Origin of the sequence: Paraburkholderia susongensis, from assembly GCF_900177725.1 — a bacterium.
Lineage (GTDB): Bacteria > Pseudomonadota > Gammaproteobacteria > Burkholderiales > Burkholderiaceae > Paraburkholderia > Paraburkholderia susongensis.
On the sequence record NZ_FXAT01000005.1, the window covers coordinates 221,066 to 247,023 of the forward strand.

The 25,958-nt window shown below is 62.3% G+C and carries 25 protein-coding genes and 1 pseudogene; 6 read left to right on the forward strand and 20 right to left on the reverse strand.

Features of this window, described 5'->3' with window-relative positions:
- Positions 1–7: 7 nt before the first annotated feature.
- Positions 8–1,453, reverse strand: a complete 1,446-nt coding sequence (locus tag B9Z01_RS17240) for an aldehyde dehydrogenase family protein (protein WP_085485164.1) — start codon at positions 1,451–1,453, stop codon at positions 8–10.
- 180 nt (positions 1,454–1,633) lie between these two features.
- Here B9Z01_RS17240 and B9Z01_RS17245 point away from each other — a divergent pair, with 180 nt between their 5' ends.
- From B9Z01_RS17245 to B9Z01_RS17255, 3 genes are all read left to right on the forward strand, one after another.
- Complete coding sequence (locus tag B9Z01_RS17245) at positions 1,634–2,560, forward strand: LysR substrate-binding domain-containing protein (protein ID WP_085485166.1); 927 nt, start codon at positions 1,634–1,636, stop codon at positions 2,558–2,560.
- 126 nt (positions 2,561–2,686) lie between these two features.
- Complete coding sequence (locus B9Z01_RS17250) at positions 2,687–3,844, forward strand: CaiB/BaiF CoA transferase family protein (RefSeq protein ID WP_085485168.1); 1,158 nt, start codon at positions 2,687–2,689, stop codon at positions 3,842–3,844.
- On the forward strand, positions 3,841–4,794 hold the full coding sequence (locus B9Z01_RS17255; protein ID WP_085485170.1) for an HpcH/HpaI aldolase/citrate lyase family protein: 954 nt from the start codon (positions 3,841–3,843) through the stop codon (positions 4,792–4,794). The genes B9Z01_RS17250 and B9Z01_RS17255 overlap by 4 nt, the downstream gene beginning before the upstream one ends.
- A 111-nt stretch (positions 4,795–4,905) precedes the next feature.
- Here the strand turns inward: B9Z01_RS17255 and B9Z01_RS17260 are convergent, their stop codons facing one another.
- The 3 genes from B9Z01_RS17260 to B9Z01_RS17270 form a co-directional block, all read right to left on the reverse strand.
- Positions 4,906–5,685 (reverse strand): SDR family NAD(P)-dependent oxidoreductase, encoded by a 780-nt coding sequence (locus B9Z01_RS17260; protein WP_275937506.1) that lies wholly within the window; start codon positions 5,683–5,685, stop codon positions 4,906–4,908.
- Between the two features lie 236 nt (positions 5,686–5,921).
- On the reverse strand, positions 5,922–7,061 hold the full coding sequence (locus tag B9Z01_RS17265) for an acyl-CoA dehydrogenase family protein (protein ID WP_167387506.1): 1,140 nt from the start codon (positions 7,059–7,061) through the stop codon (positions 5,922–5,924).
- Between the two features lie 118 nt (positions 7,062–7,179).
- Positions 7,180–7,677, reverse strand: coding sequence for a flavin reductase family protein (locus tag B9Z01_RS17270; RefSeq protein WP_085485176.1), 498 nt, complete (start codon positions 7,675–7,677; stop codon positions 7,180–7,182).
- Between the two features lie 335 nt (positions 7,678–8,012).
- Here B9Z01_RS17270 and B9Z01_RS17275 point away from each other — a divergent pair, with 335 nt between their 5' ends.
- Positions 8,013–8,651: a Crp/Fnr family transcriptional regulator gene (locus tag B9Z01_RS17275; RefSeq protein WP_167387507.1), complete on the forward strand. Its 639-nt coding sequence runs from the start codon at positions 8,013–8,015 to the stop codon at positions 8,649–8,651.
- A 62-nt stretch (positions 8,652–8,713) separates the two neighbouring features.
- Here the strand turns inward: B9Z01_RS17275 and B9Z01_RS17280 are convergent, their stop codons facing one another.
- The 14 genes from B9Z01_RS17280 to B9Z01_RS17345 form a co-directional block, all read right to left on the reverse strand.
- Positions 8,714–10,027 (reverse strand): amidase family protein, encoded by a 1,314-nt coding sequence (locus B9Z01_RS17280; RefSeq protein ID WP_244196048.1) that lies wholly within the window; start codon positions 10,025–10,027, stop codon positions 8,714–8,716.
- A 152-nt stretch (positions 10,028–10,179) separates the two neighbouring features.
- On the reverse strand, positions 10,180–10,908 hold the full coding sequence (locus B9Z01_RS17285; RefSeq protein ID WP_085485182.1) for an ABC transporter ATP-binding protein: 729 nt from the start codon (positions 10,906–10,908) through the stop codon (positions 10,180–10,182).
- Complete coding sequence (locus B9Z01_RS17290) at positions 10,905–12,704, reverse strand: branched-chain amino acid ABC transporter ATP-binding protein/permease (RefSeq protein WP_085485184.1); 1,800 nt, start codon at positions 12,702–12,704, stop codon at positions 10,905–10,907. The genes B9Z01_RS17285 and B9Z01_RS17290 overlap by 4 nt, the downstream gene beginning before the upstream one ends.
- Entirely contained in the window at positions 12,694–13,722 is a 1,029-nt protein-coding gene (locus B9Z01_RS17295; RefSeq protein ID WP_085485186.1) for a branched-chain amino acid ABC transporter permease, read from the reverse strand. Before B9Z01_RS17295 ends, B9Z01_RS17290 begins: the two co-directional genes overlap by 11 nt.
- Positions 13,723–13,724: 2 nt before the next feature.
- Positions 13,725–14,900: an ABC transporter substrate-binding protein gene (locus B9Z01_RS17300; protein ID WP_085485188.1), complete on the reverse strand. Its 1,176-nt coding sequence runs from the start codon at positions 14,898–14,900 to the stop codon at positions 13,725–13,727.
- A gap of 233 nt (positions 14,901–15,133) precedes the next feature.
- Positions 15,134–16,570 carry an amino acid permease gene (locus tag B9Z01_RS17305; protein ID WP_244196049.1) on the reverse strand — a complete coding sequence of 479 codons (1,437 nt, stop codon included), beginning with the start codon at positions 16,568–16,570 and terminating at the stop codon, positions 15,134–15,136.
- Between the two features lie 200 nt (positions 16,571–16,770).
- Positions 16,771–17,163, reverse strand: a complete 393-nt coding sequence (locus B9Z01_RS17310) for a YybH family protein (RefSeq protein ID WP_167387508.1) — start codon at positions 17,161–17,163, stop codon at positions 16,771–16,773.
- Positions 17,164–17,336: 173 nt separating this feature from the next.
- A complete protein-coding gene (locus B9Z01_RS17315; protein ID WP_085485194.1) occupies positions 17,337–18,368 on the reverse strand; it encodes a 4-hydroxyphenylpyruvate dioxygenase family protein in 1,032 nt (343 codons plus the stop codon).
- 84 nt (positions 18,369–18,452) lie between these two features.
- Positions 18,453–19,406, reverse strand: a complete 954-nt coding sequence (locus B9Z01_RS17320; protein ID WP_085485196.1) for an MBL fold metallo-hydrolase — start codon at positions 19,404–19,406, stop codon at positions 18,453–18,455.
- A gap of 155 nt (positions 19,407–19,561) precedes the next feature.
- Positions 19,562–19,975 (reverse strand): RidA family protein, encoded by a 414-nt coding sequence (locus B9Z01_RS17325; protein ID WP_085485198.1) that lies wholly within the window; start codon positions 19,973–19,975, stop codon positions 19,562–19,564.
- Positions 19,976–20,076: 101 nt separating this feature from the next.
- Entirely contained in the window at positions 20,077–20,751 is a 675-nt protein-coding gene (locus B9Z01_RS17330) for a Crp/Fnr family transcriptional regulator (protein ID WP_085485200.1), read from the reverse strand.
- 142 nt (positions 20,752–20,893) lie between these two features.
- The gene (locus B9Z01_RS17335) at positions 20,894–21,055 is read right to left on the reverse strand and encodes an alpha/beta hydrolase fold domain-containing protein (protein ID WP_085485202.1); all 162 of its coding nucleotides are present in this window, start codon (positions 21,053–21,055) and stop codon (positions 20,894–20,896) included.
- Positions 21,056–21,199: 144 nt separating this feature from the next.
- Positions 21,200–21,799 (reverse strand): NAD(P)H:quinone oxidoreductase, encoded by a 600-nt coding sequence (wrbA, locus tag B9Z01_RS17340; protein WP_085485204.1) that lies wholly within the window; start codon positions 21,797–21,799, stop codon positions 21,200–21,202.
- Positions 21,800–22,006: 207 nt separating this feature from the next.
- Complete coding sequence (locus B9Z01_RS17345) at positions 22,007–22,624, reverse strand: FMN-dependent NADH-azoreductase (protein ID WP_085485206.1); 618 nt, start codon at positions 22,622–22,624, stop codon at positions 22,007–22,009.
- A gap of 175 nt (positions 22,625–22,799) precedes the next feature.
- Between B9Z01_RS17345 and B9Z01_RS17350 the strand changes: the two genes are divergently transcribed.
- On the forward strand, positions 22,800–23,735 hold the full coding sequence (locus tag B9Z01_RS17350; RefSeq protein WP_085485208.1) for a LysR family transcriptional regulator: 936 nt from the start codon (positions 22,800–22,802) through the stop codon (positions 23,733–23,735).
- Positions 23,736–23,828: 93 nt separating this feature from the next.
- Here the strand turns inward: B9Z01_RS17350 and B9Z01_RS36275 are convergent.
- Together B9Z01_RS36275 and B9Z01_RS17360 are read right to left on the reverse strand one after the other, a co-directional pair.
- Positions 23,829–23,906: pseudogene (locus B9Z01_RS36275) on the reverse strand (GMC oxidoreductase); the annotation flags it as partial.
- 37 nt (positions 23,907–23,943) lie between these two features.
- Positions 23,944–24,393, reverse strand: a complete 450-nt coding sequence (locus B9Z01_RS17360) for a nuclear transport factor 2 family protein (RefSeq protein ID WP_085485212.1) — start codon at positions 24,391–24,393, stop codon at positions 23,944–23,946.
- 595 nt (positions 24,394–24,988) lie between these two features.
- Between B9Z01_RS17360 and B9Z01_RS17365 the strand changes: the two genes are divergently transcribed.
- Positions 24,989–25,909, forward strand: coding sequence for a pirin family protein (locus tag B9Z01_RS17365; RefSeq protein WP_085485214.1), 921 nt, complete (start codon positions 24,989–24,991; stop codon positions 25,907–25,909).
- Positions 25,910–25,958: the final 49 nt, after the last annotated feature.

Sequence of the window (25,958 nt, forward strand, 5' to 3'; positions counted from 1 at the left end):
GTGCGGCTCAACCGTGTTTCAGCACGATGGTCTTGGCGACGGTGTATTCCTTCAGCGCTTCCAGCCCCTTCTCGCGGCCATGCCCGCTGCGCTTCACGCCGCCGAACGGCAATTCGATGCCGCCGCCCGCGCCGTAGTTGTTGATGAACACCTGGCCCACGCGCAATTTCTTCGCCACGCGCATCTGCCGCGCGCCGTTCTCCGTCCACAGGCCCGCGACGAGGCCATACGCGGTGCCGTTGGCGATGGCAACGGCTTCGGCTTCGTCCTCGAACGGAATCACCGCGAGCACCGGGCCGAACACTTCGTCCTGCGCGAGCTCGTGGTCGGTCGGCACCGGCCCGAACAGCGTCGGCGTGACGAAATAGCCGGTCTCGACCGCGCTGCCGTCGAGCGAACCTTGCGCGATCACCTCGACGCCGCCGGCGCGCGCGCGCTCGATGAAGCCCTGCACCTTGGTCTGCTGCGTGCGGTTGATGACCGGGCCGCACTGAAGGTCCGCCTGCGGAGCGCCGACGCGCACGTCCGACATTTTCTGCGCGAGCAGCGCGACGAACCGCTCATAGGCCGAACGTTGCACGAGCACGCGGCTGCCCGCCGAGCAGGTCTGCCCCGCGTTCTGCGTAATCACGCCGACGATGGTCTTCGCCGCGTTGTCGAAATCGGCGTCGTCGAACACGATCTGCGGCGATTTGCCGCCGAGCTCCAGCACGCACGGCACGTGATTCTTCGCGGCGGCGGTCTGGATCAGCGTGCCGACTTCGGGCGAACCGGTGAACGAGAGGAAATCGACATCCGGGTGCTGCGAGAGCGCCGCGCCCGCTTCTTCGCCGAGACCCGTGACGAGGTTAATGACGCCCACCGGCACACCCGCCTCATGCGCGAGCGCGGTGAGCCGCGTGCAGCTCATGCTCGCGTCCTCGGCGGGCTTCAGCACGACGGTGTTGCCGGTGGCGAGCGCCGGGCCGATGGTGCGGCCGAACATCGAGGCCGGATAGTTCCACGGAATGATGAGGCCGCACACGCCGCGCGGCTCGCGCTGCACGGTGACCTGGAAGCCGTCGAGGAACGGCAGCACGTCGCCGAGAATCTTGTCGGCGGCGCCCGCGTAGAACTCGAAATAGCGCGCCGTCGCGCGAATGTCGGTGCGCGCCTGGGTGATCGGCTTGCCGGTGTCGCGCGCTTCGAGCTGCGCGAGTTCTTCCACCTGCTCGAGGATCAACGCGGACAGCCGGCTCATGATGCGGCCGCGCTCGAAGCCGGCCATCGTGCTCCACGGACCGGCAAGCGCGGCGCGCGCCGCCTGCACCGCGTGATCGATCTCGGACTTCTCGCCGCGCGAAATCGCGCCGAACACTTCGCCGTCGATGGGCGAGCGCACGTCGAGCGACGCCCCCGAGCGAGCCGCGCTCCATTCGCCGCCGATGAAAATGGTCCTGGCCTGCGTTGCCATGCTGTGTCTCCTGTTCGATGTGAGCGATATCGGTTGATGTGCTTTGGGTGAAAAAAGTATAGGGAGATCGCTCAAACCGCTACAAATACGAATTGGCAATAGATGATATAGTCCGCACCTATACCCTAAGGCTGCCTCGCCGGCCGCCGCATCGGCCACATCACCAGGAGACACTGCGCCATGGACATTCGCCAGATGCGTTATTTCGTGGCCTGCGTGGACGCGGGCAGCCTCTCGAAGGCCGCGCTCGCGCTGTCCATCTCGCAGCCCTCGTTGAGCCAGCAGATCTCCGAAATGGAGAACGACCTTGGCGCGCCGCTGCTGGTGCGCAGCTACTCCGGCGTCGCGCCGACCGAAGCGGGCAGCACGCTGTACCGCCACGCGCAGTCCATCATCAAGCAGTTCGCGCAACTGCGCGGCGACGTGAAGCGCGGCGAGCACGCGCTCTCGGGCCAGGTTGCGGTCGGCCTGCCGACCAGCGTCGCGGCGGTGCTCGCGGTGCCCCTGTTCGAGCGCATGCGCGCGAAGTATCCCGGCATACAGTTGCAGATCTTCGAGAGCATGAGCGGCTATCTGAACGAGCTGCTCGCCAACGGGCGGCTCGATATCGCCGTGCTGTTCCGCGAAACCGAGACGCGCGGGGTGACGGTGGCGCCGCTCTTCAGCGAGCGCCTCGCGGTGCATGGCGCCGCGTGGGTCGGTAATACGCGCGCCAAGACCGTGCCGCTCGCATTGCTCTCGGGCGTGCCGCTGGTGCTGCCGGGCCGCTCGCATGGTTTGCGTCTGCTGGTCGAGCGCGCGTTCGACAGCGCGGGCCTCGACCTCAACGTCGTCGCGGATATCGATTCGCTGCCCACCATGCTCGAACTCGCGCGCCGCGGCGAAGCGGCCACCATCCTGTCGGGCTTCCTCGGCCGCGGCAAAGCGCACAAGGACCTGCTCGCGCGCTATCTCGTGAGCCCCTCGCTCGAGCGCTCCGTCGCGCTGTGCCGGCTCAATTCCGTGCCGCAGACGGCCGCGTCGCGCGCGGTGCAGGACTGCATGCAGCAGCTCGTCGCGGAGATGGCGCCGACGCTCGACACCGCGGCGGCGAGGCGCGGCGATTGAGTATTGGTTTCGCCTATATCCCATAGTTCCAAACAGTATTTCCTCCTGAGCGGCCGCGCGCGTTACGATTTTCGTGTGGCGGCGCGAGACGCCGTCATCGTGACCCGCACAATCAGGAGACAAAGCATGTCGCTTCCGCTTTCGGGCATCACCGTGGTGTCGCTCGAACAGGCCATCGCCGCGCCGCTCGCTTCCCGCCATCTCGCCGACTGGGGCGCGCGCGTCATCAAGATCGAAAGAGCCGGCAAGGGCGATTTCTGCCGCGACTACGACACCGTGGCGAACGGCATGTCGAGCCAGTTCATCTGGACCAATCGTTCGAAGCAAAGCGTCGCGCTCGACATCAAGAACCCCGAGGACGCCCAGGCCCTCTTCACGCTGCTCGAAACCGCCGACGTGTTCCTGCAGAACCTGGCGCCGGGCTCCGCCGCGAGGCTCGGGCTCGATGCGAAGTCGCTCGTCGCGCGCTTTCCGCGCCTGATCGCCTGCGACATCTCCGGCTACGGCAGCGGCGGACCGTACAGCAGCAAGAAAGCCTACGACCTGCTCGTGCAATGCGAGTCCGGCTTTCTCGACATCAACGGCAGCGAAGCCGAGCCCGCCAAATGCGGCCTCGCCATCGCCGACATCGCCACCGGCATGTATGCGTTGAACGGCGTCCTGATGGCGCTCTACCATCGCGAGCGCACGGGCCACGGCACCGCGTTCGAAGTGTCGCTGTTCGACTCGATGACCGAATGGATGAGCTATCCCGCGTACTACGTGAGCGGCAGCGGCAAGCCGCTCGCGCGCAACGGCATGCGCCATGCGACCATCGCGCCGTACGGACCGTTTCGCGCCGGCGACGGCCGCAGCATCTTCTTCGGCGTTCAGAACGAGCGCGAGTGGGTGTCGTTCTGCCGTGTCGTGCTCGGCGACGAGACCATCGCGAGCGACGCGCGCTTCGCCAGCAACCCTCGACGCCTCGCCAACCGCGACGCGCTCGAGGCGTTGATCGAAGCGCGCTTCGCCGGCTGGACCAGCGACGACGTGCTCGCGCGCCTCGACGCCGCGGCCATCGCCAACGCGCGCATGAACTCGGTGGAAGAATTCGTCAGGCATCCGCAAGTGCATGCACGCGGGCGCACACGGCAAGTGGATTCGCCCACGGGGCCGCAGACCATGTTCGTGCCCGCCATCACCATACCCGGCGTCGAGCCGGTGATGAATCCGATTCCCGCCGTCGGCGAGCACACGCAAAGCGTGCTCGACGAACTGCGCAACAACAGACGGAGTGCCGCATGAGTGAAGCCCATTCTTCCTATCGCCTGACGCGCACCGTGCTCGCGGTGCCGGCCAATCGCCGCCGCATGGTCGAATCAGCGGCGCGCTCAACGGCCGATGCGGTGTTTCTCGATCTCGAGGACGCCGTCCCCGAAACGGAAAAAACGGACGCGCTGCAAGGCGCATGCAGCGCGCTGCAAGAGCTCGACTGGGGCGAGAAAACGGTGTTAGTGCGCGTAAATGCATACGGCAGCCGCTTCGTCGAAGAAGAGATCCGCGCGCTCGCGCCGCTCGCGCGGCTCGATTCGATCATCGTGCCCAAGGCCGAGCGAGTCGCGCATATCGAAGCGATCGCGCGCCTGATCGATGCCGCCGAAGGCGGCGCACGCCGCGCGCCGCTCGCCCTCGACCTGCTGATCGAGACCGCGCTGGGCCTCGTGATGGTCGATGCGCTCGCCGCGAGTTGCGCGCGCATCGCGGCGCTGCATCTGGGCGTGGGCGATTTCGCGGGCTCCATCGGCGCGCGCAGCGCGGAGATCGGCGGCTCGCCCGAGGGTTACCGGCAGACCAGCATCTCCGCGGGCGCGCGCTACGTCGAAACGCCGCTCGACCTGTTCGCCTATCCGATGATGCGCGTGCTGGTCGCCGCGCGCGCGTTCGGCCTGCGCGCGATCGACGGACCGTGCGGCGCTTATCGCGACGCGACGCTCACCCGCGCATGGGCGGAGAAAGCGGCGGCTCTCGGTTTCGACGGCAAGCAAGTGATTCACCCCTCGCAGATTGAAGCAACGCGCGACGCGTTCACGCCGTCGCCGGAAGACCTCGCCTTCGCCACGCGCGTCGTCGAGGCGATGCGGCAGGCGGAAACCGAAGGACGAGGCGCGGTGGCCGTCGACGGCAAGATGATCGACTACGCGAATCTGCGCATGGCGCAGCGCATCCTCATGCTCGGCGCGGCGGACCGGCGCTGAACATCGTGCCGTCTGAACTCGCGCGGGTTCGGACGGCATGTTTCGGGTTTCTCACCCGGATTGACCCGCGGTTGACCCGGGTCGATTCGGGCCCACACCGCTTCCGGAAGTTCAGACCGCGCCGGCGCCCCACGACAGGAAGCCGCCATCCACCGGCAACACCACCCCGTTCGTATAGGCTGCTTCGTCCGACGCGAGATAGCAGATCGCCGCGGCGATTTCCGAGGTCGTGCCGTAGCGGCGCATCGGAATCGCGCGTGAGTATTCCTCGCGAAACTGATCGCTGTGCAGGGCTCGGGTCATGGGCGTGTCGACCGGACCCGGCGCGACCGCGTTGGCGGTGATCCCGTAGTCGCACAGCTCGACGGCCATCTGATGCGTGAGCGCGATCACCGCGCCCTTGGAGGTGCCGTACGCGGTGCGTCCCTTGCCGACCGCGCGCATGCCCGCCACCGACGCGATATTGACGATGCGGCCCCAGCGATGCTCGATCATCAGCCGCGCCGCGTGCTGCGCGCACAGCAGCGTGCCGACGAGGTTGACCTGCATGGTGGTAAGGAACGTGTCGAGCGGATAGTCGATGAACGGCACCAGCTTGGCGATGCCCGCGCCGTTCACGAGCACGTCGCAACGGCCATGTTGCTTTGCGATGGAGCCGAATGCCGTGGCGATCGATTCGGGGGAACCGACGTCCATCCGCACGGAGGACACCGACAAATTCTCCGCCGAGAGGCGCGCGGCGGTTTCAGCGGCGCTTTGCTCGTTGAGGTCGGCCAGCACCACGTGATAGCCGCGCTTCGCCAGTTGCTCCGCCGTATCCGCGCCGATGCCCATTGCACCGCCGGTCACCACTGCGACACGGCCAGCGCCGCCTCCGATCGTCTTCTCCACGTTGTCTCCAGTCCGTATGGGTTCGCAACCGCGCGGTGTTCGCGCGGTTCGCCGGCGGCGTACGCGCCCGTGGCGCGAGGCCGTCTTGCGAGCCATTATCAGAGAAGCATGGGGGACGCTCAATGGATATTAATGCAGCGTATTGTGAGTAAAGATCACTCAAGATTGCGATACGTCTGCGGTGCGTCTGCAATACGGTTGCGGTACAGGTGCAGGTACGGATGCGGCGCGCGAGGTTAGATACGGGCGTTGGCGGGCAACGGCATGCCAAGCAGGACGCGTCCGTAAATCTCAGCAGACGGATTCACCTGCATCAGAAAGTGCGATGCCATGCTGTGCAGGTCGCGGAAGTACCTCTCCACCGGCCCGGGCGGCATGAGGCTGCCGCCGAGATTGCGCACCAGATCATCGGACGCGGCGAGCGCCATGTCGCAGATGATGGCGCCGTCCGTTCGATACCGCGCTCGCTGCGTAGCCGAGAACTCCTTTCCTGCCTGAGCCCAGTCCCACATCTCGTCGACGTCGTGCAGGAGCATGTTGAATGCCCCTTCAATCTTCGCCGCGGCCTTGCCGAGTTCGGCCAGCGTGAAGCGGTCCTCGGTCTGCGGAGCGTTCAGGCCGGCGGGAATCCGTTTGCGCACGGTCTCGGCGTGAATGTCCAGCAGGCCATGCGCCACCGATGTAATGGCCGCGGCGACCGACATGACAAAGAGGCTCGTGTGCGGGATCCGGTACATCGGACTTTTGTTGCGCTCGCGCCCCGGGTATTCGATGCGCTGCACGTCCGTCCATTTGATGCTGCGGTAAAGCGGAACGCGCTCGTTCTCGAGGTACACATCCTTGCTGCCGGTTCCCTTCATGCCGAAAACGTTCCAGCTTTCATGGTCGATGCGAAAGCTCTCCTTGGGCACGAGCAGGAGCCGCAACTCTCGCTCTCCTTCAGCGGTGGGAACGTCAACGAGAACGCTCGCCCAATCCGCGACGTCGATGCCGGACGCGTACGTCCATTTCCCATTCAGAACATAGTGCTCCCGATCGAGGCGCGCCTCGACGCCGCGCCCGACGTTGCCGGTCAGTGCAATGACGACCGCATCGCGTCCGCCTGCGAAAACGTCGTCCTGCGCGCGTGCGCCGAACATGCCGGCCATCCACGGGTGCAGTCCGGCGAGGCCGAGTATCCATGCCGTCGCGCTGTCGCCGCGTGCGACTTCGCGGCACACACGCCACAAGACGGACGGGCGCAACCCGTAGCCGCCATTTTCGGTGGACTGGCAGATCCGGAAGAAGCCCGCTGCGCGCAGTTCGGCGCCGACGTCGTCCGATATGCGCTTCGCGCTGTCGTGCGCGGGTCCTTGCGCCTTCAACATCGGAATCATCGACCGTGCTCGTTCGATCAGGGTCTCAGCGTCAGGAATGGGGTCGATCATTTGAATGTGCACCATAAGAATGATTGGCTGGGTTATCGTTGCTCACTGCTTGACGCTGCTCGCTGCCTCAGTGGGCGAGCGCAACGTCGAGATACTTGCCGGCTGCGTAGACGAGAGCCGGCGCGGGCGGGTCGATCGAGTGCATGTCCACGACCTCGCCCACCACGACGTGATGGTCGCCGAGCTGCTGGAGGTTGGCGATGCGGCAAACGAACGTCGCGTTGGCGCCATCCAGCACAGGGGCAGACGCCGCGTGCAAATCCCATGTGCCTTCGATACCGCGCTGCGGTTGACCGCCGTAGTAGCGGGACACCGCATCCTGTCCCGAGGCAAGCACGTTCACCGAGAATGCTTCGGAATGCTTCAGGTGTGGAAGAAGCGAGCTTTCGTTGCGCACGCAAAACAGAAGCAGCAACGGACTCAGGCTGACGGGGCAAACGGCGCTTGCAGTCATGGCGGCGACACCAGAAGGTCTGCCCTCGGATTCGACGGCAATGACCGTAACGCCTGTCACGAAGCGGCTCATCAATGTTCGGAATCGCGTGTGGGTTGCAACGGCTGACATTCAAGTCTCCAAAAAATCGGCCTGCAACCAATGTATCCGTGCGCGTGCCCGAGCCTACGTATCCGCCGATACGGGCCTGATGAAAAAGTGCGTCCAACGCAGCCGGATTCCCCGGAGATCCAGGCTGGGGAAAGACCCACTAGCCATGCAATGGAAGCTGCATAAAGTTATGCGATACCGCCTTGTGCCCGAGCCATTGAATGATCTGTTGCGTCATGGCAAGGCGGCGGTTTCAACCTGCCGCTCGTCATGGCGGCGTCATCAACGAAAAACGGTGGTACGCAATGACTACGCCTCACGTCTCAGCCGAAGTGCTTTCAACCGAGACCTGGCACATGGATAGGCATGCTGCGAACGTCTTCATGAATGCGGAGCGCCTTGGACAACGTCAGGTCCTCCAGAAAGGCACGACGCTCTACCGGCAGGGAGAACCCGGCACGACGTTCTTCTTTCTCGTCAGCGGGCGAGTTCAGGTTGGCATCTTTCAGGAGGATGGCACGGAGTTCATCCTCGAATTGATGGGGCCGTGGTCGCTCATTGGAGAAGGTACGGCAATCGCCGGCCAGCGCCGAATGAGCACGGCGATTGCGCTCGAACCCTGTGTCGTCATCAAGTTCGACTATGTGGCGATCAAGCAGGCGTTCGCGCAGAACGTCGAATTCGCGACCACGCTGATGGAAGTCGTCGCCGTCAAGCAATGGGTTCTGGGCATGCGGATTCAGTTCATGGCGATGCCCAAGCCTGAACTGAGGATTGTCGAACTGTTGAGACGCCTCGCGAACATATACGGTGAAGCCGACGAAGTCGGCGTGCGCATCCGCACACCGCTCACGCATGAGCAGGTCGCGAGCCTGACAGGAACGAGCCGTGTCACCGTGACTCGCACGATTACACGGCTGAAATCGGAGGGAGTGATTCAAAACGAGGGGCAGCACTTCTGGGTGCTCGACCAGCGGCGCTTGAATAACGCCTGACGGCAGCCCGTCGCAGCCGGTAGCAGCCGGTTGGTAGCCGGCCGAATGCGCCGGCCCCGATATCAACAGTCGCCTGGCCGCCGCCGCGCAAGGCGCGGTTCAAGCCACGACGCGAGCCGCAGCAGCACATCCTCCCGGCACCTGGCCGCAACGAGTTGCACACCGACCGGCAACGCCGAGCCCTCGGGCCAGAACGGCACCGACATCGCCGGCGCCTGGGTCAGATTGAATGCCGGCGTGTACGGATTCCACGAGAACCAGTCGTCGTCCGCCGAGCCGGGCGGAACATCCCTGCCGGCCACGAAAGGCAGAATGGGCATCGTCGGCAGCAGCAGCACGTCGATCTCATCGAAAAGCGCGCAGAACTGGCCGTTCAATGTGTCGCGTTGCAACGCCGCGCGCTGGACATCGGCGAATGACGCATTGCGCACAGGGTCGATGAATCCGAGCAGCCCGGGGTCCAACAGATTATGTTGGTCGGCAGGAACGCCGTTGACCGCGGACAGACATCCGAGTCGATAAAGATGGGCGGCCGCGCGCGACGCTTCCTGCACGTCGAAATCCACGGTGCTCACCTGGAAGCCATTGCTCCAGAGGATGCCGTAGGTCTGGTCCATCGCGCGCTTGACGATATCCGCACTGTCGTCCCAGCGAAGCGGGTTGAGCAGGCCAATGCGAAGCTCGTGGGGCGACGCGTTCGATCCGAAATCCGCCGGCGCAAGGCCGACCGAGGTCCAGTCGCGCGGGCTCGGGCCGCTGATGACGTTCATGACCGAGACCATATCGCCGACACTCGCAGCAATCGGGCCGTAATGAGCCACGTTGAAGAAGATGCTCGCCGGTGGAGTAATCGGCACGCGCCCATAGGTCGGCTTCAGTCCAAAGGTCCCCGTAAAAGCCGCTGGAATGCGAACGGATCCGCCCGCGTCGCTGCCAATCGAAACGCGAACGACGCCCGCGGCCACCGCCGCGGCGCAGCCACCGCTGCTGCCGCCTGGTGTGAGATCGGGATCGAGCGGGTTGCGCGTCACTCCGTACCCAGGGCTATCGGTGACACCCTTCCACGCAAATTCCGGCATGCGGGTTTTGCCGATGAGCACGGCGCCCGCGTCGACCAGGCGCGCGGCCAGCACGGAGTTCCCGGACACGGGTTCCGGCGTCGTGACGACGGAACCCTTTCGCGAAGGCCAGCCTTCGACGGCGATGCCATCCTTGAGCGTAATCGGCATGCCGTCGATTTCGCTCAGCGGTGTACCTTCGCGCCACCGCTTCCCGGACGCACGCGCGGCAGCCATTGCACGCTCGCCGTCGATGAGCGCGAATGCGTTCAGCGTTCTGTTTACTGCTTCCGCATGCTCGAGCGACGATGTCGTCACATCGACAGGCGAAAGCTCACCTCTTTTGTACAACGCCCGCAATGTTTCGAATGACTGTTTATGTACCATGCCTGCATCTCTCAAGTTGCAACCCGGCGACACCCGATTGCGCGGCCGGGGTTTCGTTCACCCATCCTCACTGAGCGGCCGGATCAGGCAGCCATTCGCTTCGCGCCCAGATAAATCTCGCTGAGATGAGGGTCGGTTGCCAGCTCTTCACCGGTCCCTGCCTTGATGATGCGGCCCAGTTCGATCAGGTATGCGCGGTTTGCAGCGTTCAGCGCGAGTCGAGCGTTTTGCTCAACCAGAATGACCGTCAGGCCCTCCTTGCGCTGCAACTCGACAATCACGTCCATGATTTGCTGAACGACGAGCGGTGCGAGGCCAATGGACGGTTCGTCCAGCAGCAGAAGCTCAGGCCGCGCAATGAGGGCCCGCCCAATGGCGACCATCTGCTGCTGCCCGCCGGAAAGCGTACCCGCAAGCTGCTCCTGGCGCTCCTCCAGAATCGGAAAGAGCGCGTAGATGCGCTTGACCTCTTCGGCGAACCTGATGCGAGCGCGGTTTGCGTAAGTGCCTAATTGAAGGTTGTCGCGCACGGACATCGAGTTGAAGAGCGAACGCTTTTCGGGAACCAGATACATTCCGCGGCGTACGCGATCTTCGACAGGCGCGCGTCCGAGCGAGGCGCCGGAGAAGCGCACGTCGCCAGCCGCCGCGGGTACGGCGCCCATCACGCAGCGCAGCAGACTCGTCTTCCCTGCTCCATTCGCACCGATCAGCGAGACCAGTTCTCCCGCCGCGACGTGGAATGACATCTCGCTGACCGCCCTGACCTGTCCGTACTTCACCGTCAGACCTTCGACGTCGAGAATGTTCATGCTTGCGCTCCGAGGTAGGCGTGGACGACGTCGGGATTTTGCTGGACCTCATGCGGCGCCCCTTGAGCGAGGAGGCTCCCGTAATTCAGCACGAACAGATAGTCCGCGCATCCCATCACCAGTTCCATATCGTGTTCGACGATGAGAACGGTCATGCCATCGTCGTCGCGCAACGACTGAAGCAGTTGCGACAGACGCTGCTTTTCAGGTGCCCGCAGGCCGGCGGCCGGCTCGTCGAGCAGCAGGATGGCAGGCCTCGCCATCAAGGCACGGGCGATTTCGACCAGACGCTGACTGCCCAACGGAAGCTCGGAAACTCGCGCGTTCGCGATTTCGCTCAGGCCGACGCGTCGCAATGCGGCAAGAGCGTCCGCGACCATCACGCTCTCCTCATGCCGGTCCGCGCCGACGGCAGCGGATAGCAATCCGCTCCTGCCGCGAATGTAGCCGCCGATCAGCACGTTTTGCAGAACGTCGAGTTCCTGAACGAGCTGCACGTGCTGGAAGGTGCGCGCGATACCGCATGCAATGACCTTTCTCAGCTTGCCGGGTAAAGGTCGACCGCTTACGGTCACGCTGCCGCTGCTGGCAGGAAGCACCCCTGTCATCACATTGAAGAGCGTCGACTTGCCGGCCCCATTCGGCCCGATGAGGCCGGTAATCGTACGCTCCGGTACGTTGACGGTCACCTCGGACAGCGCCGTCAAGCCGCCAAAGCGCTTCGTCACGGCTTGCGCGTCGAGCGTGGCAGGGTGTGACGGCTCGCGCCTGCTCACAGCGGGAACATCGTCCGGCTCCACGTCATAGCTGTTCGTTACCCCGGCCCACGTGAGCAGGCCATCAGGCCATTTCAGCAATGCGATGATGAGTACCGCCCCCAGAACCATCGACTCGACCTGCCCAGGCAAACCAAGGACATTCGCGATGACATGCTGCCCGCTCAGTTCGAGCACGTTGAAGAACACAACGCCCAGTAGCGCGCCCAACGGATGCGCGACGCCGCCGAGCACGGTCATGATGAGCAGGTTGATCGACGCGCCCAGCGAGAACGAGGAAGGACTCAGGAATTGCATGTAGTACGCGTATAGCGCACCGGCGAGACCGCCCAGCGCCGCGGACATCACGAACACCTGTGTTTTCACGCGCGCCACATCCGCGCCGAAGGCACTCGCCATGGTGCTGTTGCTCCTGAGAGCACGCGCGACCCGGCCGACGCGGCTGCGGTAAATCCGGCGATACGCGAGAAAAACCAGCAGGACGACGGCCCAGATGAGCGTCGCCATGCCGCGAGCCTCCATCGGCACGCCGAAGAGGCTCAAGGCCGGAATTCCCGTGAGACCCGACGCGCCCCCTGTGAGCTCCGTCTGCGCAACGAAGCATGCCGAAATAGCCATGCCGTATGCGAGCGTCGCGAGTGGAAGGTAGTGCCCCTTCATGCCGAGCGTCAGCTTGCCAAGAAACCAGCCGATCGCGGCGCACAGAACAGTCGCCAGCGGTATCGCCGCGAGTGGCGGCACGCCGCACTTCAGTGTCAGCAGCGACGAGGCATAGGCCCCCAAGCCCAGAAATGCGGCGTGCCCCAACGACAGTTGGCCCGTTGCGAGCAGGAAAGCAAGCCCGAGCACGACAATCGAGTTGACTCCCGCGACGGCTACCAGCCCGACATAGTAGGTCGGAGACAGCATGAGAGAGAGCAGGACCGCTGCAAAAATCAGCCCTGCCAGCGCGTACTCCCGCCTGATGCGGCCCATGGTGCCTGGCTGCGCGGGCCGCCGGGACGTTTCGTCAATGTTCATCAAGCTCGCCTCCATGCTGGGCGCTGCGCCACAAAAGAATCGGAATGACCAGCGAGAACACCCAGGCGTCACGAAGCGAACTGCTGAAGAACGCCGAGAAAGACTCGAACACGCCAACCAGGAACACCCCTGCGAGCGAAAGCGGGTAATTGATGAGCCCACCCATCGTTGCCCCCACGAAGCCCTTCAGCCCGACGATGAATCCCATTTCGTAGTTTGCCGTCACGAGCGGCGCAAGCAGCATCCCGCTGAGGGCGGAGATTCCCGCCGCAATGAAGTAGCTCAACCGGCCAACCATGCCGACGGGGATACCGCAATACTGCGCCCCGTCGCGGTTGATCGATGCCGCACGCAGGGCTTTACCGACGAGCGAGAAACGGAAGAAGACGAACAGGGCCGCCGTCATCACGATAGCGGCCGACAGGATGATGACCGACTGCATGGCGATATCCACGTTGGCAACGCTAAAGCGAAGCTCGCTAATCGGCGGTACCGTTCTGGGGTCCGCGCCCCAGATCAGAAGCGCGAGTGGGTGTAGGACGAGCGAGACACCGACCGAACAGATCAGCAGCACGACGGGCGAGTTACCCGGATTGGGCTCGACGGTCAGCCTGTAGATGAGCGGTCCCATGGCCGCCACCAGCACGAGTGCCGCCACCATCTGCAGAGCAATGGAACTCGTGTGGCATGCTCCATAGGCCAATGCCGAAAGCGCGACCCCGCATGCCGCAAACTTCGACACCAGCCTCAGCGGATTGCGGCGGAATTTGACCGCCTGCAACACGTCGAGCAACAGGCAGACCGCCCCCGTTCCGAGAACGACATAGAGCAGCGGTGTCAGCGAGCCCTCGATAAAGCTCGCGAACGAGAGGGCGCCAAACGTCAGGAACTCACCCTGTGCGACGTTGACCACCCGGGTAGTGGTGTAGACGAGCACGAGGGACAGCCCAACCAGGGCATAGACGGCACCGTTCGTGACGCCGTCGAGCCCGAGGAAGAGAGTCGAAAACCAGTCCATTCCTAGTCCTTCAACAGCTTGAACTGCCCGTTCTTCACCTGCACGAGGAACAGCGTGCGCGTGTCGAGGCCCACGTGGTCCGTCGGCGAGTAGTTAAAGATGCCGACCGTCCCGATGTAATCGTGCGTGTTCTCCAGAATGTCGCGGATATCCATGCGCCGCTGCGCGAGATCGCCCTTCTTGCCCGACGCCGTATAGCGCTTCAGGGCGTCGACAGCGAGGCCGACCGCGTCGTAGCCCTGGGTCGCGAAGATTTCCGCTTTGCCTTGCCCATATTTTGTGTCGTAGGCATTCACGAACGACGTGATGACCGGAACCAGCGGATTGTCTTTGGGCAGTTCCTTATAGACGGTAATAGGGGTCGCGCCCACGATTGCGCCTTCAACAGACTGCTTGCCAATGGCGATGAAGCTCGAGGTCGGTGAGCCGGCGCCGTGGTAAATCGGGCCCTTGTAGCCGACCCGCTTCAAAGCCTCGTGCGCAAGTGCCGCGGACGGCGGAATGGCGTGGAAGTAGACTGCGTCGGGATTGGCCCGCACCACCCGGAGTGCTTGCGGCGCGAAGTTCGTATCGCCGCGCGAGAAGCGTTCGTCCGCGACAATCCTGATGCCTTTCTTCGCGGCGAGTTCCTTGAACTCCACCCAGGCGCCTTCCCCGTAGGCGTCGTCGAGACCCATGAACGCCACGGTCTTGATGCCCTTTCTCTTCATCTCGTCGAGGGTGTAGTTAATCATCAGCCGATCGGTAATGGGTGTTTTGAACATGTAACGCTTTTCCGAAACCGGCTCGACAACGGCCGCGCCCGCCGACATCGATATGGCCGTCACCTTCGAGTCCTCGATCACCTTGTTGATTGCCAGCGATGACGGAGTGGTCGTGCAACAGACAACGACGTCGACCTTATCGTCCTGGATGAGCTTGCGCACAGCATTGACGGATTTCGTCGGGTCCGAGGCATCGTCGTATTTGATGAACTGCACCGTGAACGGCAGGTTCTTTTGTGCCGCGAGCTGTTCTTCGAATAGTGCAATGGCATTGTTGGCGGGCGCCGCGATGACCGATGCCGAACCGGTCGTCGCAGTCACGATGCCGATTTTGTAGTTGGGCTTCTCTTGAGCTTGACTGCTCGCCACGGCGCCGAAGAGGGCCAGTCCCATGATTAAGGCCAGAAAGCGCATAGGTTCTCCGCGTATTTGGAATTGACTTGTTTGGATGGCCCGGAATTGAGGCCCCGCGCTTGAATTATTCGACGGTCAAATTTCTGCTCGCGGTATCACGCGATACAGGAATGAAGCTTTGTTTCCCTGAGTTTGTTCCCTGAGCGCATGCCCGGGGAACGAACGCTCCGCGCCGATGACGCTCTGAGGCGTCGGCACGCGGCCTTCCTCGTCGCGGTCAATGCGGGCAAAACTCAGATCGACTCCGCCACGCCACGGTGACGGCGCGCAACGCCCTTCCTGAGCGCAAATGCGCCATAGACAGCGGCAACCCAGAAGGGCATCGCATACACAGAGATGCGCACATCCGGCGTAAGAAACAGCACCACCGTGATGAGAAGCATGAAAGCAAGGCAGAGGTAATTGGAATACGGAGCCAGCGGCGCGGGAAAGTCCGCCGGCTTGCCTTCTTGCCGCATGGAGGCACGAAACTTCAGATGGGTCACGATGATGATGACCCACATCAGTACCAGCCCGGCCACGACCAGCGACATCAGCAATTCCAGCGCGCCGCGCGGCATGATGTAGTTGAGGACAATGCACAGCGCCGTGTAAGCAGCGGGATACAGAATCCCCGCGTAGGGGACGCCGCGTGCATTCACTTTCGCCAGAAAACGGGGCGCCTGGCCATCGCGCGCCATTCCGTAGAGCAGACGGCTATTGCAGTACACCATTCCGTTGTAAACAGAAAGTGCAGCCGTCAGCACTACGAAGTTCAGCGCGTTCGCCGCGAACTTGCTGCCCAACACCGAAAACACCATCACGAACGGGCTATTGCTGTACGTATCGCCGCCAGCCTTCAGTGCGGCAAGCAGGTTCGTCCACGGCACCAACGCCATGAGAATCAGCATCGAGCCGACGTAGAAGATGAGAATGCGGAACAGGACCTGATTGATGGCTTTGGGAATCGTTCTCTTGGGGTCCTTCGCCTCCGCGGCGGTAAAGCCGAGCATCTCGAGTCCGCCAAACGAGAACGAGATGAAGGCGAGCGACATGATTAGCCCATGCCAGCCTTTCGGCAAAAAGCCGCCATGCGACCAGAGGTTCGAAATCGTCGCATCGGGGCCCGCCCTGCCGGACCCGAGAAGAAAGATACCCATGACGATCATCGCGACCACAGCGCCGACCTTGATGACCGCAAGCCAGAACTCCGTCTCGCCGTAGATGCGTACGCTGACGAAGTTCAGACCATTCACCACGACGAAGAAGAGCGCGGCCGACATCCACGTTGGAATGCCAGGCCACCAGAACTGAATAAATTTCCCAGCGGCGGTCAGCTCGATCATCCCTACCAATACGTACAGCAGGAACGTGTTCCAGCCGGAAAAGAATCCGGGGAACTCGCCCCAGAACTTGCGAGCAAAATAGCTGAACGAATCCGACACCTGCGTTTCGACCAGCATCTCACCGAGGTATCGCGATATCAGGAACATGATGATGCCGACGCACGCATAGCCGAGAATCATCGACGGCCCGGCGAGTTCAAGCACACCAGCCGAACCGAGAAATAGTCCGGTCCCGACCGCGCCTCCCAACGCGAGCAACTGTATGTGACGGTTGCTCAAGCGTTGCTTCAGCTCGCCACGTCCCGCGTTTTCAGCATGCCCTCCTTCTGGCACCTGTTCGGACACCTGAGATTGCGCTTTCATGTTTGTCTCCAATGTTTCTTTGTCGCCTTATACGGCGAACTATTGGCTCCCGCGTGTCGCCGTGAAGCGCGCGGGGCGGATGTCCTGATTGCTTTCTGAAACGCTCATGCATCGCCGGGTCGATATGGCTCGCAAGTCTTGTCGGGCGAGAACGGGAAACCGGGTTGTCAGGCCGAACCCCGTTAGAGCGGGTGGTCCGTATTGTCGATGTCCACGGCGACGAACCAGTCGCCCTGCTCCTTCTTCCAGATGACGACATACTTTCCGCGGATTTCGACCGGCGCATCGTCGCGGGTAAGAGAGATGACATAGCTTCCGACGTCGTACGCGATGTCGAGGCCCGTTGAAATGCTTATCACCGGTGTGTAGAGCGCCTTGAAGTCCGGGCGGGTGAAGTAAGTGCGCCACACTGCGAGGATGGCTTCCTTGCCCGTATGGCGAGGCTGGCCGGGCGGCATGTACACGGCGTCGTTCGCGTAGATTGACGCAATCGCATCGATGTCCTTTTCGGCGATGGCCTTCATCCACGCGTCGTATCGGGTCAGGAGATGATCCCGGACAAGCTGTTCGTTCATAGCGTTCTTCCCTCGGGTTATCCCGCGCCGCATTCCGTGAATGCAGCAGCGCGGCGAAACGGTTCCAAAGGCCAATCTTCGAGTCGCCGCTCATGAGCGGCCCTTGGGAGAATGGCAACGACGGCGACGACGCAAGCGCCGGTTAGTCCGACTGTATTGCGCCCGCATTGCGCTCAGTTAAGCGTGCCGCGTTGCTGCTGGTCCTTCTCCTGCGATTCGAACAAGGCTTTGAAATTGCCCTCGCCGAAGCCATCTTCTCCACGGCGCTCGATGATTTCGAAGAACACCGGGCCAATCTGTCGCTTCGTAAAGCGCTGCAGCAGAATCTTCCGCGGCCCCTTTCCATCGGCCAGGATGCCTTGTTCGGCGAGGCGCGCGACGTCAAGGCCGTGCCCGGGCAAACGGGCATCGATACCGTCGTAGTAATTCTTCGACGGCGCGGCCATGAACTCGATGCCAGCGGCGCTGAGCTTGCTGATCGTGTCTTCGATGTCCGATGTCAGCAGCGCGATGTGCTGAATCCCTTCACCACCGTAGTCGCGGATGAATTCGTCATTCTGGTTGAGCACGCCCGGCTGGTCGTGCGCGGCTGCCGCCACCGGAATCGACACACGGCCGCACGGGCTCACCATCGAGCGGGCGCGCATGCCGGACAGATGTCCCTTGACCTCCAGGTACTGCTTCTCCGCGAAACCGAACGTGTCGCGGTAGAAGTTCGCCCAAAGGTCGAGGTTTTGCGGGTGAACGATGTTGGACGTATGGTCGACGGCCAGGATACTGGCGTCGCCTTCCGGCGTATTCCGCGCTTCAACGGGCAGCGAGAAATGGCCGCGGAAGTCTGTCTCCACGAAGTACACGAGGCTTGCCCCGATACCCAGAATCGTCGGTGTATCGACGACGAACGCGCCCTCCGCATCAGGCGAGGCCGGCAGCGCTCCGCCAGCCAGCGCCTGCGCGTGGGCGAGCTTCGCGTTGTCGACGCGAATGCCGATTGCACGCACCGACGGGCCATGCTTTTTCTCGAACGCATTCGGGTTGCCGTTGACGAGGAACGCAGCCGCGCCTTGCGTCATCAGGAACACATCGTTCTTCGATTTGCCGCGAAGGCGGAACCCGAGATTTTCAAAAAGCTCGACGAGCTCCATCGGGCGCGATGAAACGAATTCCACAAAGGCGAATCCGTCAGTTTTGACTTTCGTGTTCATGATGCAAAGTAGTATTCCTGAATATTGTCCGTGGGAACCGTCGCACAGCGCGGCCTCGTTACCCGTGAGGCCGCGCGCGGCGGCTTACGCTTCGAGCTGCTTCCACATCTCGATGTCGCGCTCCGCCGTCCAGATGCGCGGGTCGTCAAAGCCAGTCGCTTCGTCGTATGCACGCGAGACATCGAAGGGCATGCAGTGGTCGAAGATGACCCAATCGCTGTAGCGCGGCTTCATGAAGTCGTAGACTTCGCGGTAGATAGTCTTCAGATCCTTGCCTTCGGCGACGCCACGGTTCACCGCGCCGTAGAGGTCGGTCAGGAAGGCGCGCGTGCCGGCGAGGCCCTGGCGCACTTCCCCGGCATTCTTCAGCGCCGGGCCGCGCCCCGGAACCATCTTTTCCGCCTTGAAGGCAGCCAGCGTGTCGAGCGTCGTCGGCCATGCGCGGAAATAGGCGTCACCACAGTACGGCGTCGACTGGTACTCCACGAGGTCGCCCGCGAACAGAATCTTCTGCTCCGGCAACCAGGCGATGGTGTCGCCCTTGGTGTGGCCGCGGCCGACCTGGAGAATCTTCACTTCGAGATTCCCGAGGTTGACGGTCATTTCGCCGTTGAAGGTCATCGTCGGCCACACGAGACCCGGCGGAATCGACTCCGCGTTGCGGAAGAGGCGCGGAAAGCGGCCGATTTCGCTTGCCTTGTCCTGCTCGCCGCGCTCGGCAATCAGGTCGTAGGTGTCGCGGCTTGCGAGAATTTCCTGAGCCTGGTACGCCGACGCGCCGAACACGCGAACGGCATGGTAGTGAGACAGCAGGACGTACTTGACGGGTTTGTCCGTGATCTCGCGGATGCGGCGAATCACATCCTGCGCCATCACGGGCGTCGCCTGTGTATCGATGACCATCACCGCCTCGTCGCCGATGATGACGCCGGTGTTCGGGTCGCCCTCGGCTGTGTAGGCGTAGGCGTTGTCAGAGAGTTTCTCGAACGAGACGACCTTGTCTTCGAGGTCGCCGTGCGAGGCGAATGATTTGCCCATTTTCTGGTTTCCGTTCGTCTGTATGCAGAACCCGCTCCGCAACGTTGCGCACGCGGGCACAACGTTGCGGCCTGGCCGCGCGAGGGAGCGTGGGTCGGTTAAATTTCGGTTTGCCGCCGGCGGCCGGCGAAGATGCGAGCCGGCGAAGATTCGGCTTACTTACGAGTTGCAGCGACAACCTTGATCTCGACGATAAGCTCAGGACGCGCGAGCGCCGCGATGCCGAGAATGGTCCATGCCGGGAAGTCGGAGCGGATGTAGCGCTCCTTCACTTCGCGGAATGCCGCGAGTTGCGAGCCGACGTCAACGTGATAGGAAACCAGTTCGACCACGTCCGTGAAGTCGAGACCGAGATGCCTGAGCACCGCCTCGATTCGTTTGAACGCGACATCGATTTGCTCCTTCGGGTCTTCGGGAATCGATCCGTCGGCACGCAGGCCGATTTGTCCCGCGATGAAAACCAGTCCGTTTGCCGTCACAGCGGGCGAGTACTGGAACAGGTCGAAAATGCGGTTGCTTCCGAAAGTTGCGTCGTCTTCAGGAAGACGCAGACGCTCGATTTGGCTCATGGCAGTCCTTCAATCAGCGGATGTGGTACAGGGGATGTAAATCCAATGTGCCCCACTCTACGTGAGCGAGCGGACTGTCGTCTGTATAGCGAGTTACCAAATCAGCCGAGAAGCTTTGACGGGTCGAGCACCCAGATGCGACGCTGCCGGAGTTCGATTGCGCCGAGGGTCGTGAGCCGCTTCAGGGCGCGCGTGACGGTGACCCGGGATGCGCCCGTCATCGCAGCGATTTGCTCATGAGTCAGGGGAATCGATATCAGCGTTCCGCCCTCGCGCTTTTCCCCATACAACTCTGCCAGCCTGCCCAACAGTTCCCCAATCCTCATTTCCGGCTTCGGGAGCGCAAGGTATTGAATGCGGGACGCGAGAATCCGCTGCTTGATTGCAACGATGCGCATCAGGGAGATAGCCAACTCCGGGCAGGAGGGAATTGCCTCGGTAATAACCCTGATATCGAATTCAATCAGTTCCGAAGTCTCGGCCGCGATAGCCGTGGCGATGCGAGGAAAACCATCCATGGCCGGAGATTCACCGAACATCGCCCACGGCCCCATCATCTCGAGCATGAACTCGGAACCGTCGCTTTGAAATATCGAAACCTGAATGCGGCCTGACAACAGAAAGTAGAACGTAAAGCCAAGCTCGCCCTGACGGTAGATCATGGTGCCCTTCTCGACCTTTATCTTCCGGCCGAGATGCGCGGCGCGAATCCACACGCCCGCGGTCGCATCGTCCATGTGCCAGGTTTCAGTTGTCGCCAGGGCGCTCTTGCTCAAACTCGTCTCCTTCCCCGTTCGCGCGCGGTTGCGCGATTGCCGTGCCTTCCAGGCCGACACTCTAACCGATTCGTTGATCGATATTTGCTTCGTTGGGTAAGGCTGCGAACTTATCGGGCGGTCTGGTTCTGTGCGTGGTTCGTCATTGCGTCACCCCGGCGGAAACCGCTTCGCCGGTCACACGCGAAGCGAGCACGAGTGCGAGATTGCCTCCGGCGGAGTCTCCCGTGACGGCAACCCGGCGAATACCGTGTTCAACGAGTCCCCGATAAGAGGCCAGCACATCATCAACGGCGGCGGGAATGCGTCGTCGTTAGACGAACCCGTCATCACGCGTTCTTTGAAACGGGGAGGTCAAGGATGGCACCGGTCCTCGGGACTGACCCGGGCGGAATTCCGTCCGGGCCAGTCCCGTTTGCAGGCCGGCAATGCGAATGACGAGCGGCGTTCAGCCGAACAGCTTGTTTGCCGTCCTGGCAATCAGTTCACCCTGATGGCGCGCGCCTGCGAGTTCGATGGCGCTCGGCTGGCGCTGCCCCTGGCCGCCGGCGATCGTCGTGGCGCCATAGGGCGCGCCGCCGACGATCTCGTCCAGCGTCATTTGCCCCTGGTGGCTGTACGGCAGGCCGACGATCGTCATGCCGAAGTGCAGCAGATTGGTGATGACCGAAAACAACGTCGTTTCCTGGCCGCCGTGCTGACTGGCCGTCGAGGTAAAAGCGCCACCGACCTTGCCATTCAACGCACCACTCATCCACAGCCCGCCCGCCTGATCCAGAAACGCAGCCATCTGCGACGAGATGCGTCCAAAACGGGTAGGCGTGCCGACCACGATCGCGTCGTAGTTGGCAAGCTCGGCCACCGTCGCGACCGGCGCTTTCTGATCGAGCTTGAAGTAGGCGGCCTTGGCCACCTCTGCCGGTGCCGTTTCCGGCACCCGCTTGACGTCGACCGTGGCGCCCGCCGCGCGCGCGCCCTCGGCGACGGCATCCGCCAGCGTCTCGACATGACCATATGATGAGTAGTACAGCACCAGTACTTTCGACATTGCGAACTCCTTTCGATATCTGCGGCAACGCCGCGGTGAGAATTCAGCACGGACAATACTTCCGCAATGTCGCACGGGTGGATCGCATCTGAACAGGCATCATTTTTCGATGAGTCCTATCGCTATTACCGATGGATCGATAGATGCCTTTGCCACGGCGCGCGCGAGCGTGAGCGCCCTTCCAATCTGGCTGAATCTCGCCGAAGATCACACCGCGATGGCCGCGGCGATCCTGAATCGTGCCTCTCTAATGGCGGCGTCCCTGGCATCGGGACCGAGCGCGAGTCCTTCCGCCCGCACCACCGTCACGTCATGCAGACCGAGGAACGAGAACACAGTTCGCAAATAGCTTTCATGGTGTTCGAGCGCGGCCGTCGGCGATCCAGGCTGATAAACGTTGCCACGCGTGGACACGACGATGATTTTCTTGCCGGAAGGAAGAAATGTCTGGAGTTCGCCGGACTCGTCGTACTCGAAGGTCTGCCCCAAGACGATGATGCGATCGATCCAGGCCTTCAGTTGCGACGGCACGGAGAAGTTATACATCGGCGCGCCAACGACGATAATATCGGCCTCGAACAGCTCGGAAAGGTATTCCTGGCCGGTTTCAAGATCGCAACTGAGCGCCGCGCCTTCGACCGCCCCACCGGCCCAAGCCGCAATGTGCACATCGGACAGATGCAACGCGGGGTCGGCCGCGAGATCGCGATAAATGACCTCGATTCCAGGGTGCAGCGCCTTCTGGCACTTGACGATTTCCGCGGTCAGCGTGCGGCTGACCGACTGGGCGCCGCGAATACTGGAGTCGATGTGCAGCAGTTTCATGTCGGGAACCTCGGGTAGCGAGCCGCCTCATGTCGATGCACGTCGATGCACGAGACACCTGGCCGGACGCCAATGCGGGGAATACGCCGCCAATGTCGCATGGTTGCATTGCACCTGAATAGCCGTTATTTTTCGATCATGTCCATCGCCTCTAACGATAGATCAGGAGATCACGATGCTGGACGGCGTATCGTTAGATCAGCTACGAACCTTTATCACAGCGGTCGATGAAGGCAGCTTTTCAGGCGCGGCGAGGAAGCTGCGCCGGGCGCAGTCGATGGTCAGCGAGCTTGTCGCCAACCTCGAAGGCCAGATCGGCGTCACGCTGTTCGATCGAAGCGGCCGATATCCACTGTTGACGGCCGAGGGCAGGATTCTGCTGGCCGATGCGCGCAGCATCATTGCCGGCGTCGACTGGATGAAGGCGCGCGCGAAAGGCATGGCGTCGGGCCTCGAGCCCGAACTGGCGGTGGTGCTGGACGTGTTCTTCCCGATTGACGCCATCATCGAAGCGGCCAAGGAGTTTCGCGAACGCTTCCCTTCGGTGCCGTTGCGGCTCTATGCCGAGGCGCTCGGCGGCGCCTATCAGCCGGTCATCGACGGACGTGCCGCGGTCGGCATCGTCGGCTCACTGCCGTTCGTTCCGCCGGGTTTCACGGCGGAGCGGCTAACGGGTGTCGCTTTCATGATGGTCGCCGCGAGCAGCCACCCACTGGCGAAAATCAACGGCCCGATTCCCAAAGACGAGTTGGCGCGCCACACCCAGCTCGTACTGACCGACCGCTCCAATCTGTCGGCCGACCGCGAGTTTGGCGTCATGTCGGGCTTGACGTGGCGGCTGGCGGATCTGTTCGCCAAGCACGCCTTTCTGCTGCATGGGCTGGGCTGGGGCGGCATGCCGGCGCACGCCATCAAGGACGACATGGCCGCCGGCCGGCTCGTTGAGCTCCAGGTCGAAGACGTGCCGGCCGGCGGCCTGATTCTCCCGATGTCGGCCGTCTACCCCTTAGCCACACCACCGGGCCCCGCGGGACGATGGTTCATCGAGCGGTTGCGCACGTGCCCACCGGAGGCGGCTGAGGTCGATGCAACGGCGCGGCTGGGTGGCTGAGGCAACGCGGCTCGTCATGGCAAATCGGGCGCCAATCAAGCACCAACTGAGCACCATCACGCTGTGCCGAGAATCATCCGTGCGGCCTTGGCGCCGAACGCGTAACTGCGGATCGACCACCGCCATTTCGTCGACGCCCATTTTGCAGGTACCGACCGGGTGACCGAAACTGATCGTGGCATTGCGGGCGAAGTCCCGCAGAATGTGTCTAGTAGCGGGTTTCGCGTCCGGCGCTCAGCCACGGGTAGCGGGCCGTGTCCGAGCCGGCATAGTCAGGATCCAGGTACACATGACACCGCTGAATTCTGAAATTGCGGATTTCGAATACATCGCACCACCTGCCCGCGAACGTCGTACCGGCGCGCCACTCGGCGCCGCTTTTCAGCGTTCCGCTCGAAAGCCCCTCGACCACGACCATGTCGCCCTGCTGGACAAAGTTGGCGTGAGCGATGTCGTGCGAGACACCGGCGAGAATTCTCATCAGATCGCCGAACAGCTGCTCGATTTCCTGCTTGCCGCGTGCAACGCCCCACTTGGGGAAGTAAACCTCGGCGTTGTCGTCCAACAGGTCAAAGACGCTTTCGCCTCGGTCCATACGTTTGAAGTACTCGAGCGCGATTGCCTTTCGTTGCTCATCCGTCATCGTTCTGATTTCCATCGCCTTTTTCCTTCAAGATGTAAGGCCGCTTCGGCAAGAACACGACTGCAATGTCGCACGGCCGTGTCGCATCTGAATAGCCGAAACTTTTCGATGGTACTTATCGATTCCGCAGATGGACGTAGCCGAGTTCGACGTCCGAGCGTTGAAGTATCAGGTTTTGCGCCACGCTTCTCTTCCAATCCAGATCTTTACCTGGCACTACCTGGGGAAATGCCATGACATAAAATCTGTACGATCGGGAAATTTATAATTATTCCTGCTTCGCCATTCGACACGGTGCCTGGAGGCGTGCGTTCCGGGGACGACTGCGGTTGGAGCAAATTTTGAAATACGGCACACGTTCTAGCGCGCATGTAGCCGATGATCTCTAGCCGCTCACGCCGACAACAAGACTTCATCGCTTTCCGCCGTACCGGCATGCGTCCATCAACGGCGCAATCGCATCGCCGTCAACGGCCGTCAACGACGCGGAAAACTGCATCCGGGACGTATCGCCTGCGGCGATTGGTTGCATCGAAAAATACAGGCTTCCGTGCGCCGATGTCAGCCCCTATCTTCCACCATAGGCAAATTTCAGGAATGCACAGACATCATGACATTCGATACGATCCAATCCCCTGTTTTACCGTCAGGCCCGGAACATCCCGTAGAGCCCTCCACCGCGACGGGAATAGAAAGCCGGTCAAGTTCACACCACTCCACAAGAACGATCGTCTCCCGGACGGCGGGAAGGCCACATGGTCCTGTCAACCGATTGTTCAGCCCGGGCGATCTCGGCAGACGGCTCAAACCTTTTGTCTTTCTCGACTATTTCGACATCCCGGCGCATTCCGCAACACGGTTTGCGATGCATCCGCATTCGGGCATCGCAACGACGACCATCCTGCTGGACGGAGAAGTCGGGTATGAGGATACGACGGGTGCATCCGGCGTCCTCTCAACGGGCAGTGTCGAGTGGATGAACGCTGGCGGCGGCGTGTGGCATGACGGGTATCCCGAGGGACGCTCGCGAGTGCGGGGCTATCAGTTGTGGACGGCGTTGCCGCGTGAACTGGAACTGGGCAAGCCGCTCAGCCAGTATCTGTCCGTGGACAAGATTCCGCGGATTGGCCCGGCCCGAGTCGTTCTAGGCAGCTACGAAGGCGTACAGAGTCCGGTATTGGCGCCCCAGGGCATCAACTATCTGCACGTGCGGCTTTCGGCCGGCGAGAGTTGGCGGTATACGCCCCCGGCAGGCCATACGGTCGCATGGGTCAGTGTTCAGCGTGGCGCGCTGCTCGTAGGCCGCGATCAGATTCGCGCGGAAGTTGCCGTTTTCAACGAGTCTCAGGACGTCCTCGAGTTCACGGTCGACGAAGACACGGAATTCGTTCTCGGCTCCGCGGTTCCGCATCCGCACGATCTCGTGCTGGGGTACTACTCGGTGCATACTTCGAAGGAAGCCTTGCAGACAGGTGAAGCCGGGATCGCCGAGATCGGGGAACAGTTGCGCCGGTCGGGTCGGATCGGCTAGTACGCCGTTCACGAATATCGTCACCGAATGTCACCACCGAGTTACCACC